The sequence below is a fragment of the Streptomyces sp. MNU76 genome, from assembly GCF_020982545.1.
In the GTDB taxonomy this organism is placed as follows: domain Bacteria; phylum Actinomycetota; class Actinomycetes; order Streptomycetales; family Streptomycetaceae; genus Streptomyces.
On the sequence record NZ_JAJKLK010000019.1, the window covers coordinates 1,353,630 to 1,371,257 of the forward strand.

At 69.7% G+C, this 17,628-nt stretch carries 17 protein-coding genes and 1 pseudogene; 7 read left to right on the forward strand and 11 right to left on the reverse strand.

Annotated elements, in window-relative coordinates:
• Positions 1 to 286: 286 nt before the first annotated feature.
• From E4N62_RS32630 to E4N62_RS32655, 6 genes are all read right to left on the reverse strand, one after another.
• On the reverse strand, positions 287 to 1,564 hold the full coding sequence (locus E4N62_RS32630; RefSeq protein WP_230213654.1) for an IS701 family transposase: 1,278 nt from the start codon (positions 1,562 to 1,564) through the stop codon (positions 287 to 289).
• Between the two features lie 52 nt (positions 1,565 to 1,616).
• Positions 1,617 to 2,042 (reverse strand): helix-turn-helix transcriptional regulator, encoded by a 426-nt coding sequence (locus E4N62_RS32635; protein ID WP_230220090.1) that lies wholly within the window; start codon positions 2,040 to 2,042, stop codon positions 1,617 to 1,619.
• 79 nt (positions 2,043 to 2,121) lie between these two features.
• Entirely contained in the window at positions 2,122 to 3,030 is a 909-nt protein-coding gene (locus E4N62_RS32640; RefSeq protein ID WP_230220092.1) for a carbohydrate ABC transporter permease, read from the reverse strand.
• 4 nt (positions 3,031 to 3,034) lie between these two features.
• The gene (locus tag E4N62_RS32645) at positions 3,035 to 4,021 is read right to left on the reverse strand and encodes a carbohydrate ABC transporter permease (protein ID WP_184899298.1); all 987 of its coding nucleotides are present in this window, start codon (positions 4,019 to 4,021) and stop codon (positions 3,035 to 3,037) included.
• Positions 4,022 to 4,128: 107 nt separating this feature from the next.
• Positions 4,129 to 5,484 carry a sugar ABC transporter substrate-binding protein gene (locus E4N62_RS32650; RefSeq protein WP_230220094.1) on the reverse strand — a complete coding sequence of 452 codons (1,356 nt, stop codon included), beginning with the start codon at positions 5,482 to 5,484 and terminating at the stop codon, positions 4,129 to 4,131.
• 96 nt (positions 5,485 to 5,580) lie between these two features.
• Positions 5,581 to 6,603 (reverse strand): LacI family DNA-binding transcriptional regulator, encoded by a 1,023-nt coding sequence (locus tag E4N62_RS32655; RefSeq protein ID WP_230220096.1) that lies wholly within the window; start codon positions 6,601 to 6,603, stop codon positions 5,581 to 5,583.
• A 184-nt stretch (positions 6,604 to 6,787) separates the two neighbouring features.
• Between E4N62_RS32655 and E4N62_RS32660 the strand changes: the two genes are divergently transcribed.
• Positions 6,788 to 7,918, forward strand: a complete 1,131-nt coding sequence (locus E4N62_RS32660) for a mucin-1 (protein WP_230220098.1) — start codon at positions 6,788 to 6,790, stop codon at positions 7,916 to 7,918.
• A gap of 351 nt (positions 7,919 to 8,269) precedes the next feature.
• Here the strand turns inward: E4N62_RS32660 and sodN are convergent, their stop codons facing one another.
• Positions 8,270 to 8,665, reverse strand: a complete 396-nt coding sequence (sodN, locus tag E4N62_RS32665) for a superoxide dismutase, Ni (RefSeq protein ID WP_007491258.1) — start codon at positions 8,663 to 8,665, stop codon at positions 8,270 to 8,272.
• Positions 8,666 to 8,821: 156 nt separating this feature from the next.
• Here sodN and sodX point away from each other — a divergent pair, with 156 nt between their 5' ends.
• Positions 8,822 to 9,268: a nickel-type superoxide dismutase maturation protease gene (gene sodX, locus E4N62_RS32670; protein WP_230220100.1), complete on the forward strand. Its 447-nt coding sequence runs from the start codon at positions 8,822 to 8,824 to the stop codon at positions 9,266 to 9,268.
• On the opposite strand, the gene E4N62_RS32675 is transcribed toward sodX, so the two are convergent.
• Positions 9,172 to 9,801: an ABATE domain-containing protein gene (locus tag E4N62_RS32675; protein WP_230220102.1), complete on the reverse strand. Its 630-nt coding sequence runs from the start codon at positions 9,799 to 9,801 to the stop codon at positions 9,172 to 9,174. The genes sodX and E4N62_RS32675 overlap by 97 nt on opposite strands.
• Positions 9,802 to 9,936: 135 nt before the next feature.
• Between E4N62_RS32675 and E4N62_RS32680 the strand changes: the two genes are divergently transcribed.
• Positions 9,937 to 10,695 carry a trans-aconitate 2-methyltransferase gene (locus tag E4N62_RS32680; protein WP_230220104.1) on the forward strand — a complete coding sequence of 253 codons (759 nt, stop codon included), beginning with the start codon at positions 9,937 to 9,939 and terminating at the stop codon, positions 10,693 to 10,695.
• A 118-nt stretch (positions 10,696 to 10,813) separates the two neighbouring features.
• Here the strand turns inward: E4N62_RS32680 and E4N62_RS32685 are convergent, their stop codons facing one another.
• The 3 genes from E4N62_RS32685 to E4N62_RS32695 are packed head-to-tail and all read right to left on the reverse strand — an operon-like array spanning position 10,814 to position 13,522.
• Positions 10,814 to 11,575, reverse strand: coding sequence for an amino acid ABC transporter ATP-binding protein (locus E4N62_RS32685; RefSeq protein WP_184899312.1), 762 nt, complete (start codon positions 11,573 to 11,575; stop codon positions 10,814 to 10,816).
• On the reverse strand, positions 11,572 to 12,513 hold the full coding sequence (locus E4N62_RS32690; protein WP_230220106.1) for an amino acid ABC transporter permease: 942 nt from the start codon (positions 12,511 to 12,513) through the stop codon (positions 11,572 to 11,574). The genes E4N62_RS32685 and E4N62_RS32690 overlap by 4 nt, the downstream gene beginning before the upstream one ends.
• Positions 12,514 to 12,559: 46 nt before the next feature.
• Positions 12,560 to 13,522, reverse strand: a complete 963-nt coding sequence (locus tag E4N62_RS32695) for an ABC transporter substrate-binding protein (RefSeq protein ID WP_230220108.1) — start codon at positions 13,520 to 13,522, stop codon at positions 12,560 to 12,562.
• Between the two features lie 611 nt (positions 13,523 to 14,133).
• Here E4N62_RS32695 and E4N62_RS32700 point away from each other — a divergent pair.
• From E4N62_RS32700 to E4N62_RS32715, 4 genes and pseudogenes are all read left to right on the forward strand, one after another.
• On the forward strand, positions 14,134 to 15,375 hold the full coding sequence (locus E4N62_RS32700; RefSeq protein ID WP_230220110.1) for an NADP-dependent malic enzyme: 1,242 nt from the start codon (positions 14,134 to 14,136) through the stop codon (positions 15,373 to 15,375).
• 336 nt (positions 15,376 to 15,711) lie between these two features.
• Positions 15,712 to 16,677 carry a zinc-binding dehydrogenase gene (locus E4N62_RS32705; protein ID WP_033525402.1) on the forward strand — a complete coding sequence of 322 codons (966 nt, stop codon included), beginning with the start codon at positions 15,712 to 15,714 and terminating at the stop codon, positions 16,675 to 16,677.
• A 100-nt stretch (positions 16,678 to 16,777) separates the two neighbouring features.
• Positions 16,778 to 16,987 (forward strand): helix-turn-helix domain-containing protein, encoded by a 210-nt coding sequence (locus E4N62_RS32710; protein ID WP_013000766.1) that lies wholly within the window; start codon positions 16,778 to 16,780, stop codon positions 16,985 to 16,987.
• Positions 16,987 to 17,555: pseudogene (locus tag E4N62_RS32715) on the forward strand (Clp protease N-terminal domain-containing protein); the annotation flags it as partial. The gene E4N62_RS32710 and the pseudogene E4N62_RS32715, both read left to right, overlap by 1 nt.
• Between the last annotated feature and the right edge of the window lie 73 nt (positions 17,556 to 17,628).

Sequence of the window (17,628 nt, forward strand, 5' to 3'; positions counted from 1 at the left end):
GCCCGAAGGGCGGCTCTGCGGCGTCCGGTGCGTGCTCTCGGCGCGCCGGACGAAAGGCCTCGTACTGGGTGTACTTGGCCTTTCGTCCGGTGCGGCGGTGGGGGTACCTCCCGGTCGAGCGCCAGCCGAGACCGGGGGAGCGTGCCGGGCGTCGCAGAGCAGAAGGGACTTCCGAAACACGCCCTAGTAGGGCTCCGTTAGGTTGCTCTGGCTCTTGGGTTCTGGCTGGTGGTGGATGTTCTGGGCAGCGGGCGGTGGCAGGTGGTGCAGGTGCCGGTCCAGCAGTTCAGCAGGTCCTGGATGGCGTCGAGGATCTGGTAGAGGGTGAGTCCGCTGTATCGGCTTTTGGGGACAGGCGCTGTTCGGTGAGGAAGGCGTGGGCGGCGGTGACCAGGGTGACGTGGTGGTGCCAGCCGTTCCAGGAGCGGCCCTCGAAGTGGTCCAGGCCGAGGCCGTGCTTGAGTTCCCGGTAATCGTGCTCGATGCGCCAGCGGATCTTGGACAGGCGGACCAGTTCGGTGATCGGTGTGTCGGCGGGCAGGTTGGACAGCCAGTAGTCGGTGGGTGCTTCGGCGTCCTGGGGCCATTCGACCAGCAGCGTCACCTCGGGCAGGACACCGTCCCAGTGGCCGTGCTCGGCAGTGGCGGCGGCTTGGGCCAGACGGCGGGCCCTCACCCCGGCCGGCCGCACCCGCAGCGCCAGAAAGCGTGAGTGCATCGGCCCGCGGGAGCCTTCACGCCAGGTCACCTCGGTGAACGCCTGCCGTCCGTGCTCCTGAGCCAGCGCTGCCACCGAGGACGGCTTGTCCCGGTAGCGGGGCTGCGGCCTGCGACCGTTCCCGGACCAGGCCGGGGCGGTGGGCCGCACGTCGTGCGGGTGGACCGTCACGTCCGAACGGACCGCCACGACATAGCCGATGCCCCGCTCGCTCAGACCGTCGCGGAAGTCGGCGTTCTGCCCGTAGCCGGCGTCGGCCACCACCACCGGCGGCACCAGACCCCACCCGGCCAGCTCATCGAGGATGTCCAGGGCCAGACGCCACTTCTCCCGGTGCCCGACCTCCTGCGGTATCCCGGTCTTCTGCCGCCGCACCGCATCGTCCGCCCACTCCTCGGGCACGAACATCCGCCACTGCAGCGGACAGGACGCCGTGTCGGAGACCGCGTGCACACTCACCGCGACCTGGCAGTTGGCCCGCTTGCCCAGCGCCCCGCAGTACTGGCGCGCGACCGCCACCGACATCTTCCCGTCCTTGGGGAACGACACGTCATCGACCGCCCAGGCATCCGGGCCGATTCTCGGCACCATCCGCTGGGCGATCCGCCGCCGCACCGGCACCGGATCCCACGTCGACTGGTTCACGAACTGCTGCAGGTTCTGCTCGTTGCCGTCGGGCAGCCGTTCCGCCATCGGCTGGATCGACTTCCGCCGTCCGTCCAGCATCAGTCCCCGCAGGTAGCAGTCGCCCTTCGCCCGCTGATCCTTGCGCGGCACCGACGCGAACACGTCAGCGACGAATAACGCCAACGTCGCCCGAGCCCGGTTCACTTCATGTGCGTCCACACCTTCAGCGTTCCCCCAAACAGGACCGACAGACAGACGTAACGGAGCCCTACTAGGGCACTTCGTCGGATTCCGTCATGTGCACGCGGTGTCGGGACGGCCGGGTCAGGCGCTTCGCGACACAGGCGGGGACGGCCGCGCCCTCCTCGTGCGAGCGGGCCCGGTACGCGCTCGGTGTCTCGCCGACCAGCTCCGTGAAGCGGGAGCTGAAGGAGCCCAGCGACGTACAGCCCACGGCCATGCACACCTCCGTCACCGTGAGGTCGCCGCGGCGCAGCAGCGCCTTGGCGCGCTCTGTCCGGCGGGTCATGAGATAGCCGTACGGGGTCTCGCCGTACGCCGCGCGGAAGCTGCGCTGGAAGTGTCCGGGAGACATCAGCGCGGTGCGGGCGAGCGCGGGCACGTCCAGCGGTTCGGCGTACTCGCGGTCCATGCGGTCCCGCGCCCGCCGCAGCCGCACCAGATCGTCCCGGTCCATGCCCACAGCATCGCACCGGGCACTGACAACGGGCCACGCCCGGGACGTCGGGGCACGCCCGCCCGGGGCGGGCGGAAGCTCACCCCTTCACCGCCGAGCTGGCCACCCCCTGGACGAACCACCGCTGGAAGAAGGCGAAGACGATCAGCACCGGCAGGACGAGCAGGACGCCGAAGGCGAGGATCTGGCCCCAGTCCGGGGGCTGCTGGCCCTGGAAGACGCTCATCTCCAGCGGCAGCGGACGTACCGAGGGGTCGGAGACCATCAGCACCGGCCACAGGAACGCCCCCCACTGGGTGAGGAAGGTCAGGATGGCGACCGAGGCGAAGGCCGGCTTCGACATCGGGACGATGATCGCGAAGAAGGTGCGCCAGGGGCCGGCGCCGTCCAGCCGGGCCGCCTCCTCGATGCTCGGCGGGATCGAGCGGAAGAACGTGTGGAACTGGTAGACCGAGAAGGCGTTGGCGACGAACGGCAGCGCCTGGATGAAGAGCGTGTTCCGCTGGTCGTTGAACATGTAGAACAGCGGCACGGCCACCGACTCGAACGGCACCAGCATCAGCAGCAGGACCAGCGTGAAGACGGACTCCCGGCCCCGCCACCGCAGCCGCGAGAGGCCGTACGCCGCCATCGAGTTGACGAAGAGGCCGCCGGTCACCACCACGAACGCCAGCAGCAGCGAGACGCCCATGAACTGCCAGAAGTAGCCCGTGCTCTCGGAGTTCAGGCTGTCCAGGACGGCGGAGTAGTTGTCGAAGGACAGATGGGTGGGGAGGAAGCCGGACAGCCCGTTCAACACCTCGTCGGACGGCTTGAGGCTGCCGAGGAGGAGATAGAGGACGGGCAGCGCGAAGACGAACGCCAGGACGGAGAGGACGGCGTAGTCGAGGAAGCGGCGCAGCGGCCCGCGGGACGGACCGGCACCCGTGCTCGTACCCGTAGCAGTACCCGTACCCGTGCTGACGGTCGGACTCATGGTCGTACTCATCTGCTCAGTCCTCGTTGTCGGGCCGGACGACGCGGCGCTGGATCAGGGTCAGGGCGACGACGATCAGGAAGAACACGACGGTGATCGCGGAGGCCTGGCCGATGTTGTTCTGGTCGAAGGCGGTCGTGACGGCCTGGTACATCACCGTGCGGGCCGCGTCCTCGTCGAGCCCGCCGCCCTTGACCAGGACGTACACCTGGTCGAAGACGCGGAAGGACAGCACCGAGGTGAGCATCACGACGAAGACGAGGGTGGAGCGGATGCCCGGCAGGGTGACGTGCCGGAACTGCTGCCAGCGCGAGGCCCGGTCGAGCTGGGCGGCCTCGTAGAGCTCGCCCGGAATCTGCTGGAGCCCGGCGAGCAGGATGACCATCTGGAAGCCGACGCCCTGCCAGACGGAGAGCACGATGATCGAGGCCATCGCGGTCAGGCCCTCGCCGAGCCAGTCGAACGCGCCCCAGTTGCCGAAACTCACCGCGTCCAGCGCCGAGTTGAGCATGCCCTGGTCGCTGCGGGCCAGGATCAGCCGCCAGATCACCGCGACCAGCGCCATCGGGAAGACGACCGGCATGAAGAACACCGACCGGAAGATGCCGATCGCCTTCAGCTTGCGGTTCAGCAGGATCGCCAGGCCCAGCGCGAGGCCGGTCTGGAGGGGGACGACGACCACGGCGAAGGTCAGGTTGTTGAGCAGCGCCCGCAGGAACGGGCCGGAGAGGTCGGGGTCGGTGAACAGCCGGCGGTACTGCTCGACACCGAAGAAGGTGGGTTCCAGCGGGGAGCCGAGGCGCACGTTGTAGAAGGAGAGCACGACGGCGTAGCAGAACGGGATGCCGACGAAGGCGATGAGTCCGGCGACGGCGGGGGCGGACATCAGCAGCCCGTGCAGCCATGCGCGGTCGCGGCGTGGCGGCCGCCGGGTCGTCGCGCCGGGGGTTGGGGCCTGCTGCCGGCCTGGGGCCGCCGCGGGCGTGGGTTCCACGGTTTTCACGGAGGGGTCCTCTTCCCGAAAGGGGCGGACGGACACGGGTGCGCGTCCGCCCCGGCCGATGGGTTCGGCTGGACCGATGGGTCCGGTACGGCCTGCTGGGCGCGTTGCTACGGGATCTCGTAACCGGCGTTGTCCGAGAAGTCCCTGTCGATGGCGCGGGCGGCCTTCGACAGGGCGCCCTTCGGGTCGGCGCCGCCGTAGATCGAGCTCACTGCCTCGCTGAACTTCGCGGTCACCACGGGGTATCCGGCGGTCACCGGCCGGGTGACGGCGACACACGACTTGCTGATGTCCCTGTCGCCGCACGGCTTGGCGAGCTGGTCGGCGAAGAGCTGGAGCGGGCCGCCCTGCCGGTAGAGCGGGCTCGCGGCGAGCGCGGACTTCGTGGCCGGCGGCGCGCCGTTGGCCTTCGTCATCGCGCCGACGTTGGTGTCGTCGAGCAGGAAGTCCAGGAAGGTGCCCGCGGCCTTGGCGTTCTTGCTGTTCGCGCCGACACCCCAGGCCCACGAGCCCTGGCCGGTCTTCGGGCCGTCGCCGAAGTCGGGCAGCGGCAGCACGACCAGGTCGTCACCGAGCGCCTCGCTGTAGGCGGGGTACATCCAGTGCCCGACCCAGCTCAGGGCGACCCGGCCCTTGGCGAAGGCGTTGCCGTCGGTGTTGGCGTCCGTCGTGGCCTTCCAGGACTGGAAGGTCTTCATGGCCGACGCCACGGCGGGGGTGTCGAGGGCGCCCGCCGCCTTGCCGTCCTTCAGCAGGGAGCCGCCGGCCGACCAGACGATCGGGGCGAATCCGTAGGTGCCCCACTCGGTGGCGTAGCCGTTGCCCTCCTGGAGGTCGAGAACCTTGCCGTCGGAGTCCTTCGCCTTGAGCGCCTTGAGCGCGGCGTCGAACTCCTTCGCGGTCCAGGCGTCGTCCAGGCCCTTCGGGTAGGTGACCCCGGCGGCGTCCAGCAGCTTCTTGCTGCCGTACATGCCGAGGCCGGAGTCGAACATGCCCAGGCCGTAGTGCTTGCCGTCGATCTCGCCCTGTGCCTTGGAGGCGTCCGTGGCGTTGTCGAGGGTCTTGGCGGAGATGTGCTCGTCGAGCGGGGCGAGCTTCTTGTTGTAGACGAAGTTCGCCATCGTCGGGCCGTCGAACTCCAGGACGTCCGGCAGTTCGGCGGCGTCCGTCGCGGTGATGGTCTTGGTGTAGTCCTTCTCCGGTATCAGCTTCAGCTCGACCTTGACCTTGCTCTGCGAGGAGTTGAACGACTTCACCGCGTTCTGCAAGGCCTCCGACTCGCTCTTCTGGCCTTGGTGGGCCCAGACGCTGATGGTCCCCTCGCCGCTGCCGGCCTCGGCGGACGTGTCGCCCCCACCGCCCCCGCCACAGGCGGCCAGTGCCGCCAGGGGGAAGGCCAGGGCAAGTCCCGTACGGGCGGTGCGGCGAAACCTACTGCCGGTCGAGCGGGTGGTCGGGTTCATGGTGTGTGCCTCCGTGCGGGATGAGGGTGCGAGGTGCGGGGTGGGGCTTTCGGGTGGCGGGGTGCCGAGCTAGACGGAATGGGGGCGTACGGGAAGTCACTGGGGTCCGCGTGGGCGCGGGGGCGCCGTGGTCTCGCGCAGGACGAGCCGGATGGGCATCTCCACCCGGCCGGGCGGCTGTTCGACCTCCGGCTCGTCCAACTGCCGCAGCAGCAGCCGGGCGGCCTCCGCGCCCTGCCCGGCGACCGGCTGGGCGACGGTGGTCAGCCCGACCACGTCGGCGAGTTCGTGATCGTCGAAGCCGACCACGGACACGTCGTCCGGCACCCGCAGCCGATGCCGTCTGAGCGCGCGCAACGCGCCCATCGCCATCTCGTCGGACTGGGCGAACACGGCGGTCGGCGGCCGGGACGCGGCCAGCAGCTCGGTCATCGCCCGCTCGCCGCCGTCCACCGTGTAGTCGCCGTCCGCCACCAGCGCCGGGTCGTGCTCGATTCCGGCCTCGGCGAGGACGTGCAGATAGGCGGCGCGACGGTCGACCGGGGTGGTCCAGTGCAGCGGCCCGCTGGCCCCGGAGATCATGCCGATCCGGCGGTGGCCGAGGTTCACCAGATGCCGTACGGCGCTCTCCGCGCCCGCCCGGTCGTCGATGCCGACCACCGTGAAGCCGGGCCGGGCACCCCCGACCGTGGAGGCCAGCGGCACCCCGAGGGAGCGCAGCGCGGCGGACTCGTCCTCGTCCGGGATGAGCAGGGACAGCACCGCGTCGACCCGCTTGCGCACCGGCAGTTTGGTGAAGAACCGCTTGCGCGCCTCGGCCGAGCCCAGGTTGTAGAGCAGTACGTCGTACCCGGCGGCGCTGAACACGTGCTCGGCGGCGTCCAGCACGGTGCCGAAGAACCAGCGGCCGATGTACGGGGCCACGACCCCGATCGTGTACGTGCGCCCGCTGGCGAGGCTGGACGCCGAACGGGACGCCGTGTAGCCGAGCTGTGCGGCGACGGCCGCGATCTGGGCGCGTACCTCGTCCGAGACGCCCGGCCTGCCCCGTAGCGCGCGGGACACGGTGGACGCCGAGACGCCGGCGGCGCGGGCGACATCGGTGATGCTGACCGGCACGGCGGATTACTCCCATCGGGTTCACGTCGGTGTGTGTCTGGGGGGTGACGTGACCGTAAACCCGGCCTCCTTGTTGCGCAAGCGTTTGCGTTCAGTTTTACTTGCGCTGATTCTCAATCGACATCTCTCTGAACCATGATCAGCGCACGCGTTTGAGCGCTGCGAGCCGACAGGACTGCTGCGCATGCGATACGCCCCGCCGGGCCTCTGCGTGAACGACTTCGCCCTGCTCCGCGATGACGACGGCACCTACACGGTGCTGCATCTCCAGGGGCCCTGGACCGCCGAGTTCGACCATCTGCGGATGGAGACGTCCTACGGCCGGGCCACCTCGGTCGACCTGGTCGGCTGGCGGCCCGAGGGCACCGCCTTCGGCAACGGTCTGCCCGGTCGCTTCGACCAGCAGGCGGTGTGGACGATGCACCCCGTGCGCCACGGCACCGGAAGCGCGATGTTCTACACGGGGGTGAGCGGGCTGACCCCCGAGGGCTGGCCCCTGCAGTCCGTCGGCCTCGCGCTCTCCGACCGCACGGACGGCACGGGCTGGCGGCGCCACGGCACGGGACCGGTCGTCGAGGCCGACCCCCGCTGGTACCGCACCGCCGACCGGATGGGCTGGCGCGACCCCTTCGTCGTACGCGACGACGAGGGCGACGGCTGGGTCATGGTGATCTGCGCGGCCGACGCCTCGCTCCCGGTCGCGGTCAGCGGTTGCGTGGCCTGGGCCACCTCCCCGGACCTCGAACACTGGACGGTCCACCCGCCGTTGATCTCCCCGGGCGACGTGGACGAGTTGGAGTGCCCGGTCCTGGAACGCCTCGACGACGGGACCTGGCTCCTCCTGGGCTCGATCGGCTCGACGCGCGGCTTCGACGCGTGGACGGCGCCCCGCCTGCGCGGCCCCTGGACCCGGCGCGGCCAACTCGGCCCCACGGGGGCGTACGCCCCCCGCGTCATCGCCGCCCCCGACGGCTCTCGCGTCGTGCTGCACACGACCCCCCGCCGGGTCGGCCTCACCGACGCCGGCGACACCTGCCGGGGCATGCTCGCCCAGCCCAAGTCCCTGGTCCTGGGGGCGGATGCGGCCCCGCACCTGGCCTGGTGGCCGGGCCTGGACGCCTGGCTCGGCGACCCGACGACCGCCCCCGCGCTCCACGCGGTCGGCGACATCGACCTCTCCGGCCGCCCCGTCGAGATCGCCCTGCGCACCGACCCCGCCGGCCCCTCCCGCCCGGCCCTCACCGTCACCTGCGACGGCAAGAACCTCCGTGTCACGGGCCCGGCCGGCCCCGTTCGCCGAGACGGTCCTGCGTGAACCCCCACGTCACTGCGCGTCCTGACGGTCGGCGAGTACGTCGAGGTCTACGCCGACGACGTCTTCGTCCTGACCGCCCTCTGCTACTCCGGCCGCCCCGCCCCTGGACGGCGACGACCGACGGCCACGCCACCGCCGTCCCCGTCCGCCCTGTACGCCTCCCCGACCCCGACCGTGACGACGCGTCGGCGATCTGGCCGGGGCCCGACCCGACCCCCTGACTCGGTCGGGACGAACGGCCGTCAGGGCTGTCAGGGCCGTACGGCCCCCCCGAACACGACCGCACCCGGCCCGTCACACCGTCGTTCAGGACGGCGGTATGCGGACCGGGTGCGGACGAGAGAGGCCGGGTCAGGCCTTCTTGGTCTCCCAGAAGATCTTGTCGATCTGGGCGATGTAGTCCAGGGCCTTCTGGCCCGTCGCCGGGTCGGTCGAGCCCTTGGCGGCCGAAAGGGCCTTGAGGGCGTCGTTGACCAGCTGGTGCAGCTCCGGGTACTTCTCGAAGTGCGGGGGCTTGAAGTAGTCGCTCCAGAGCACGGAAACGTGGTGCTTCGCGAGCTCGGCGCGCTGCTCCTTGATGACCGTGGCACGCGCCTGGAAGTGCGGGTCGTCGTTGGCGGCCATCTTCTCCTGCACGGCCTTCACCGACTCCGCCTCGATGCGGGCCTGGGCCGGGTCGTACACACCGCAGGGCAGGTCGCAGTGGGCGCTGACCTTGACCTTGGGGGCAAACAGGCGGGAAAGCATGGAGCATTCCTTCCTCGTGATCGTCTTCTCAGGTGGGACATTACTCCCTGCGGGAGAGGTTTTCGCGAGTGCCCCCATGGGCTTAGGACAAAAGTCCGGGGTCAGACTGGGACTGGTGGAGCACGGGAGAGGAACGGACCGGGGAGGTGCCGGGTGATGCCGGAGCCGTCGCAGGAGAGCGGGCCGGGAAGCGAGCGGGGCAGGGCCCTCCTGCCCTTCGGGGTGGCCGAGGTCACGGGGCCCTCCATGGTTCCGACGCTGCGCCACGGGGACCAGCTCCTCGTCCACTACGGGGCGCGCCTGCGGGTCGGTGACGTCCTCGTGCTGCGTCATCCCTTCCAGCAGGATCTGCTCGTCGTGAAACGGATCGCCGAGCGGCGCGACGGCGGTTGGTGGGTGCTCGGGGACAACGCCTATGCGGGCGGGGACAGCACCGACTACGGGGTCGTCCCCGACGAACTGGTCCTGGGGAAGGTCCGGTTCCGGTACCGGCCCAGGCCCGAGGGTCAGCGGTCGCCGCTCATGCTCGCCCGCTGGGCGTTCTCGGCTGCCCGGCCCGTGTTCGGCGACCGGTCCGCCTCCAGGCGTTTGCGGGCCCGGTAGGCCGCCACGTTGGCGCGGGTGGCGCAGCGGTCCGAGCAGTAGCGCCGGGAGCGGTTGGTCGAGGTGTCGAGGTAGGCGTTGCGGCACGGTGCCGCCTCGCACAGACCGAGCCGGTCCACGCCGTACTCGGTGAGGTGGAAGGCCAGGCCCATCGCGGCGATGGCGGCATAGCCCGCGGTCGCGTTGGACGGGTGGTCCGCCAGGTGCATGTGCCACAGCGGGCGGCCGTCGTCGTCCCGGAAGTCGTGCCCCGAGATCTGCGGGTTCACCGGGAATTCGAGCAGCAGCGAGTTCAGCAGGTCCACGGCGAGGGTCTCGTCGCCGTCGTTCGCGGCCTCGAAGACCGAGCGCAGTCGGGCCCGCACCGACCGGAACCGGGTGACATCGGCGTCCGTCGCCCGCCGGGCCGCCTGCCCGCTGGGCCCGAAGAGGTCGCGGACGGCCTCGACCGAGGTGAGCGTGTCCTTGCCCCGGGCCGGTTCCTCGGTGTTGACGAGGCGTACGGCGTAGTCCGAGTAATGGGCCAGTTCCACTTGTAGTCCTTACGGAGGCGCTCTGATGTCGGAGTGCGGGTCAGGTAATGGCTGCTCTTGCCTACAGGGTATTACGCGTTCGACGTGTCAGCCGGAAGAGGCGGTACAAGCGGTACACCGAGGAAGGGGAACCTCATGACCACCACGACCGGAACCGACTGGCAGGCCTGGCAGGAGAGCTGGGACCGGCAGCAGGAGCTGTATCTGCCGGACCGTGAGGAGCGGTTCCGCGTGATGCTCGACATGGTGGAGGCCTTCGCCGGCCCCGCACCCCGCGTCCTCGACCTCGCCTGCGGTACGGGTTCCATCACGTCCAGGCTGCTCGCGCGGTTCCCGAAGGCCGTCAGCACCGGAGTGGACCTCGACCCGGCCCTCCTCGCCATCGCCGAGGGCACGTTCGAGGGCGACCGGCGGGTCACCTTCGTCACCGCCGACCTCACCGACCCCGACTGGACGGCCCGGCTGCCGTACGACGGGTACGACGCCGTCCTGACGGCCACAGCCCTGCACTGGCTGCACAGCGAACCCCTCGCCGCCCTCTACGGTCAGGTCGCGGAACTCCTCCGCGACGGCGGTGTCTTCATGAACGCGGACCACATGATCGACGAGTCGACGCCCCGGATCAACGCGGCGGAGCGCGCGCACCGGCACGCGGGTATGGAACAAGCCACCGCGGCCGGCGCCGTCGACTGGGCCGCATGGTGGCAGCTCGCCGCCCAGGACCCCGTGCTCGCCGCGCCGACGGCCCGCCGTTTCGAGATCTACGGCGAGCACGCCGACGGTGACTTCCAGAGCGTCGACTGGCACGCCCGGGTCCTGCGCGAGCGGGGCTTCGCCGAGGCTCGCGCGGTGTGGTGCTCGCCCGCCGACTCGATGGTGCTGGCGGTGAAGTAGGCGGCCCGCCCGCGCCGCGCCACGAGTGAGGGCGATACGGGTGAGGGGTGGCACGAGTGAGGGGCGGTACGGAATCCCGTACCGCCCCTCGTCCCCGTCGCGCCCTCGCGCCCAGGCCCTACAACACCTTGGACAGGAACGACTGCGTCCGCTCTTCCTGCGGGTTCGTCAGCACGTCACGGGGGTTGCCGGACTCGACCACCACACCGCCGTCCATGAAGACCAGGCTGTCGCCGACCTCGCGGGCGAAGCCCATCTCGTGGGTGACGACGACCATCGTCATCCCGGACTCGGCCAGGTCGCGCATGACGTCGAGGACGTCGCCCACCAGCTCCGGGTCGAGCGCCGACGTCGGCTCGTCGAACAGCATCAGCTTCGGCTCCATGGCCAAGGCCCGGGCGATGGCCACCCGCTGCTGCTGGCCGCCGGACAGCTGCGACGGGTAGTTGCCCGCCTTGTCGCCGAGGCCGACACGCTCCAGCAGCTCATGGGCGCGCTCGCGGGCCTGACCCCTGCCGACGCCCTTGACCTGCATCGGCGCCTCCATGACGTTCTCCGCGGCCGTCATGTGCGGGAACAGGTTGAAGCGCTGGAACACCATGCCGATGTCACGCCGCTTGAGCGCGACCTCGCTGTCCTTGAGCTCGTACAGCTTGTCGCCCTTCTGGCGGTAGCCGACCAGCTCGCCGTCGACGTACAGCCGTCCGGCGTTGATCTTCTCGAGGTGGTTGATGCACCTGAGGAACGTGCTCTTGCCGGAGCCGGAGGGGCCGATGAGGCAGAACACCTCGCCCGTCTGCACCTCCAGGTCGATGCCCTTGAGGACCTCGACGGGGCCGAACGACTTGTGGATGCCCTCGGCCTTCACCATGGCGGTCATGCCGAGACTCCCTTCGGACGGCGCACCGGCAGCACGGCCGTCTTGAGACGCTGGATCGGTGTCGGCGGCAGGGACCGGGAGGACCCCTTCGCGTAGTGCCGCTCCAGGTAGTACTGCCCGACGCTGAAGATGCTGGTCAGGATCAGGTACCAGGCGGCGGCGAGGAACAGCATCTCCACGGGGGCCCCCGCTCCCTGGCCGATGTCCTGGGCCGACTTGAGCAGATCCACGTACTGCACCGTCGAGACGAGCGACGTGGTCTTCAACATGTTGATGACCTCGTTGCCCGTGGGCGGCACGATCACACGCATCGCCTGGGGGATCACGATCCGCCGCAGCGTCTTGGACTGGCTCATGCCGAGCGCGTGCGACGCCTCGGTCTGGCCCTCGTCCACCGACAGCAGACCGGCGCGGCAGATCTCCGCCATGTACGCGGCCTCGTTGAGACCGAGGCCGAGCAGCGCCGTCAGCAGCGGCGTCATGAAGGAGGACCAGTAGTCCTTGTAGATCGGGCCGAGGTTGATGGTCTCGAAGACCAGGCCCAGGTTGAACCAGACGAAGAGCTGGACCAGGACCGGCGTACCGCGGAAGAACCAGATGTAGAACCACGCCACCGACGAGGTCACCGGGTTCTTGGACAGCCGCATCACGGCGAGCAGGATGCCGCCGACGATGCCGATCACCATGGACAGCACGGTGAGCAGGAGGGTGTTCAGAACGCCCTCGATGATGCGGTCGTCGAAGAAGTAGTCGGGGATCGCACCCCAGTTGATCTTCTTCGCCTGCGCGAACGCGTAGACGATCGAACCGAGGAGGGCGAGTGCGATGGCCGCGGACACATAGCGCCCCGGGTGCCGGACCGGAATGGCCTTGAGAGCCTCCGGGCCGGCGGGGGGAGTGTCCGAGGGACCGTCCGTCTTGCTGACGTCAACAGTCAAGGGTGGAGCCTTTCAGAACCGAGCCGAGGATCAGGAGCCGCTGTGATCAGGAGCCACCGTTGATCTTGGCCTCGGTGACGGCGCCGTCCTCGACGCCCCACTTCTTGATGATCTTCTCGTACTCGCCGTTGTCGATGATCGCCTGGACGGCGGCCTGGAGCGCGTCACGCAGCGCGGTGTTGTCCTTCGCCACAGCGATGCCGTAGGGGCCGGCCTCGATCTGGTCGCCGACGATCTCGAAGTAGTCGCCGCCGCCCGAGGTCTTTACCGAGTACGCGGCCACCGGGTAGTCGGCGGAGACGACGTCCGCGCCCTTGGAGCGCATCCGGGTCTCGGCCTCGGGGTTGGTGGCGAAGTCCTCGATCTTGAGGGCCTTCTTCTTGTCGTCCTTGCACTTCTTCGCCTGGTCCTTGGCGAGGTCGTGCGAGAACGTGTTGCGCTGCACGGCGATCGTCTTGCCGCAGAGGTCGTCCCAGGTCTTGATGCCCTGGTCGTCGCCCTTGTTGGTGTACAGCGAGACACCCGCGGTGAAGTAGTCGACGAAGTCGACGCCGGCGCCGACCTTCTTGCCGGTGTCGGCGTCGACGCCTTCCTGGCGGTCCTTGGTGTCGGTCATGGCCGACATCGCGATGTCGTACCGCTTGGCGGCCAGACCACCGATGAGGGTGTCGAAGGTGGCGTTCTGGAACTTGAAGTCCACACCGAGCTGCTTGCCCATCGCCGCGGCGATGTCCAGGTCGATGCCGACGACCTTGCCCGACTCGTCCTTGTACTCGACCGGGGCGTAGGCGATGTCCGAACCGACGTTGATCACGCCCTTGTCCCGGACGGCCGCGGGGAGCTTGTCCGCCAGCGGCGCCGCGCTGGTGGAGGTGCTGTCGGAGCCGTTGTCCTTCTTGGTCTGGTCACCGCAGCCGGTGAGCAGCAGGGCGCCCGCGACCGCGATCGCTCCGACCGCGGCTGTACGGGAACGCAGGCCGGTCGTACGACGGGTGGTGCTTGCGGTCATGGTGGGTTCCTCCGGCGGGGGTGGTGTGGAGTTGCCGACAGGTCGACGATTAACACGCGTCTTCGAGTGTGGCGACCTCGTGTGATTACGGCATCTTGCCATTCGGGCATGTGCAATCAGGTGACCAGCCATGTCAAAATCGGATAACGGGTGACCCCCCGAATGACCTACGAACCGCCGTGGACCGCGTGATCACACCGGATCATGTGCGGGATCCCCCTCTTCCGACCGGAAGATCTTCGGCGCATCTCAGGATGTGGTCGGCTGTGAACTCCGCACACGTGGCTGTACAGGACTTGTCGTGATGTGACCCGATTTGTCCTGCCATCCGTCGATGAGTCGAGTCAACCATGATCGTCTTCAATTGACCTTCGAGTTGTGACCTTCACGGTATGAAGTCGTATGGACTCGTCCTCGGCGCCGTCCGTCCGGTAAGAAGGTTCCTTACACCCCTCATCCGGGGCCCAGGGCGCGTGTGCGGCGCGCCCGTCGCGTCTGAGCCCGCAGGCGTCGCCGTACGTATCGGTCGACCTGGGCCTTACGCGGTGCCCGCCCGCCTCCGAACCGGGAGCGGTCACCCTCAAACCATGCAGACCTAAGGGGTACACACAGTGGCAGCGGAGATTGTCAATCCTCGCACCGACAACGGCGACGGCAGTACGGGCCAGGAAGGCGGCGGGGAGCCCCTCACTTCCCTCGACTCCTTCGACCCGGCGTTCGCCCTGCACCGTGGCGGCAAGATGGCCGTGCAGGCCACCGTGCCGATCCGGGACAAGGGCGACCTGTCCCTCGCCTACACGCCCGGCGTCGCGCGAGTGTGCACCGCCATCGCCGAGCAGCCCGACCTGGTCAACGACTACACCTGGAAGTCGTCGGTCGTCGCCGTCGTGACGGACGGTACGGCGGTCCTCGGCCTCGGCGACATCGGCCCCGAGGCGTCCCTCCCCGTGATGGAGGGCAAGGCGATCCTGTTCAAGCAGTTCGGCGGCGTCGACGCGGTGCCGATCGCGCTCGCCTGCACGGACGTCGACGAGATCATCGAGACCGTGGTCCGCCTCGCCCCCTCCTTCGGCGGCGTGAACCTGGAGGACATCTCCGCGCCCCGCTGCTTCGAGATCGAGAAGCGGCTCCAGGAGCGGCTGGACATCCCGGTCTTCCACGACGACCAGCACGGTACGGCCGTCGTGACGCTGGCGGCGCTGCGCAACGCCGCCAGGCTGACCGGCCGAGGGCTCGGCGACCTGCGCGCCGTGATCTCGGGCGCGGGCGCGGCGGGCGTGGCCATCGCCAGGATGCTGCTGGAGGCCGGTCTCGGCGATGTCGCGGTCGCCGACCGCAAGGGCATCGTCTCCGTGGACCGCGAGGACCTCACGCCGGTCAAGCGGGAGCTCGCCGAGCTCACCAACCGGGCCGGTCTGTCGGGCTCCCTGGAGGACGCCCTCGCGGGCGCGGACGTCTTCATCGGCGTCTCCGGCGGTACGGTCCCGGAGGAGGCGGTGGCCTCGATGGCGGAGAACGCGTTCGTCTTCGCCATGGCCAACCCCAACCCCGAGGTGCACCCGGACGTCGCCCACAAGTACGCGGCGGTCGTCGCGACCGGGCGCTCCGACTACCCGAACCAGATCAACAACGTTCTCGCCTTCCCGGGGATCTTCGCGGGGGCCCTTCAGGTGCGGGCCTCCCGGATCACCGAGGGGATGAAGATCGCGGCGGCCGAGGCGCTGGCGTCGGTGGTCGGGGACGATCTTGCGGCGGACTATGTCATTCCGTCGCCGTTCGACGAGCGGGTCGCTCCGGCGGTCACCGCGGCGGTCGCGGCGGCGGCGCGGGCGGAGGGTGTGGCTCGGCGCTAGCCCCTTCGGGGTGGCGGCGGTGTTTTCCTCGCCCCCGCCGCCCCTACCCGTCCCTCCTCAAAGGGCTGCGCCCCTTTGGCCCCCAAGCGTCCGTGCGGTGGGGGCTGGTCGCGCAGTTCCCCGCGCCCCTGAAAAGCAGGGGCTGCGCCCCGTGCTTTTCGCCCTTGAGTGGCCGTAGGCCCTCAAGGGGCGCGGGGAACTGCGCGTCCAGCCCCCACGCAGCCGCACCCGCCATAGGTCCTGGCGTCCCGAGTCGGAACGCGGAGGTGGGGACGGGACGCGTGTCACAGTGGTCCGTGGTTCCATCGATCCCGGCATCCCCCTATGGTCAGGCGCATGTTCGCTGCCTATGCCGCCCGCATCGACCGTGACCAACCGCTGAACGGACTGGAGTTGGGCGACCGGCCCGCGCCGGAATCGAGGCCCGGCTGGACGACCGTCAAGGTGAAGGCCGCCTCGCTGAACCACCACGACCTGTGGTCCCTGCGCGGGGTCGGCCTCGCGGAGGACAAGCTGCCCATGATCCTCGGCTGTGACGCCGCCGGCGTCGACGAGGACGGCAACGAGGTCGTCCTGCACTCCGTGATCGGCCAGACCGGCCACGGCGTCGGCCCGGACGAACCCCGCTCGATCCTCACCGAGCGCTACCAGGGCACCTTCGCCGAACTCGTCTCCGTCCCCACCTGGAACGTCCTCCCCAAGCCCGCCGAACTCTCCTTCGAAGAGGCCGCCTGTCTGCCCACCGCCTGGCTGACGGCGTATCGCATGCTCTTCACCAACGCCGGTGTACGCCCCGGGGACTCCGTTCTCGTGCAGGGCGCCGGCGGCGGTGTCGCCACCGCCGCGATCGTGCTCGGCAAGGCGGCGGGCCTGCGGGTCTTCGCCACCAGCCGCGACGAGGCCAAGCGGAAGAGGGCCCTGGAACTCGGCGCCGTGGAGGCGCTGGAGTCGGGGGCTCGGCTCCCGCAGCGCGTGGACGCGGTCATCGAGACCGTCGGCGCCGCCACCTGGTCCCACTCGGTGAAGTCCCTGCGTCCCGGCGGCAGCCTCGTCATCTCGGGCGCCACCAGCGGTGACCGGCCCTCCCATGCCGAGCTGACCCGTATCTTCTTCCTCGAACTCAAGGTCGTCGGCTCCACCATGGGGACCAAGGACGAACTGGAGGACCTGCTCTCCTTCTGCGCCGCGACCGGCGTCCGCCCCGTCATCGACGAGGTGCTGCCCCTGGACCGCGCCCGCGAGGGCTTCGAACGACTGGCGGCCGGCGACCAGTTCGGCAAGATCGTGCTCACCAACCCCTGACGATTCTCGGTATCGCGACGGCCGGCCCGGTTCTCCGGGCCGGCCGTCTTCATGTCAACCAGGGTTGACACGGCAGGGCGTGTCAACTTAGGTTGACATCATGACCGAAGCAACGGATCTCGCCGAGCGCGCGGGTGATCGGGACCCCCGGGTCGGCCTGCGGGCCGTCGCCGCGCTGCGCAGGCTGCTGGAGCAACTGGAATCGGTGCAGGTGCGCAGCGCGCGCCATCAGGGTTGGTCGTGGCAGGAGATCGCCGCGGAACTCGGAGTCAGCAGGCAGGCCGTCCACAAGAAGTACGGGAGGCATTGATGTTCGAGCGGTTCACGAAGGATGCCCGGGCCGTGGTCCTGGGCGCGGTCGAGCACGCGGAACGCGCCCGTGCGGGGGAGGTGACCGAGGAGCATCTGCTGCTCTCCCTGCTGGACCGGAAGGCCGGCCGCGCCTCGTTCGCCCTGGCCGCGCTCGGGCTGGCCGCGGGCGAACGCCGGGACTCCGTGGAGCGGGCGCTCGCCGAGGCCCGACGCCGGGGTGGCCTCTCCCGCGCGGACAGGGACGCGCTCTCCGGTCTCGGCATCGACCTCTCGCAGATCGTCTCCCGGGTCGAAGAGGCCCACGGGGTGGGGCGTTGGAGTCGGGCGGCGGGGACGGCGGAGCCGTCGCTTGTCGGGGCACCGTCCCTTCACCCGCGACGCCAAAACGTCCTCACCCGGTCCCTCCGCACCGCCCACGCCCACCGCGACCGCCACATCGGCGACGAACACCTGCTGCTCGCGCTCACCACCCGCCCGGGGTTCCGGCCGAGGTACTGGCGGACCACGGGGTGACGTACGAGGCGTTGGAGCGGGTGCTCTACGGGGCGGGGAGGCCAAGGCGGGGTGACTGGGGTGGAGTGACCGGGGTGGGGCTGCGTCGGGTTCGGGGTGTGTCGGGTTCGGGGTGAGGGTGAGGTG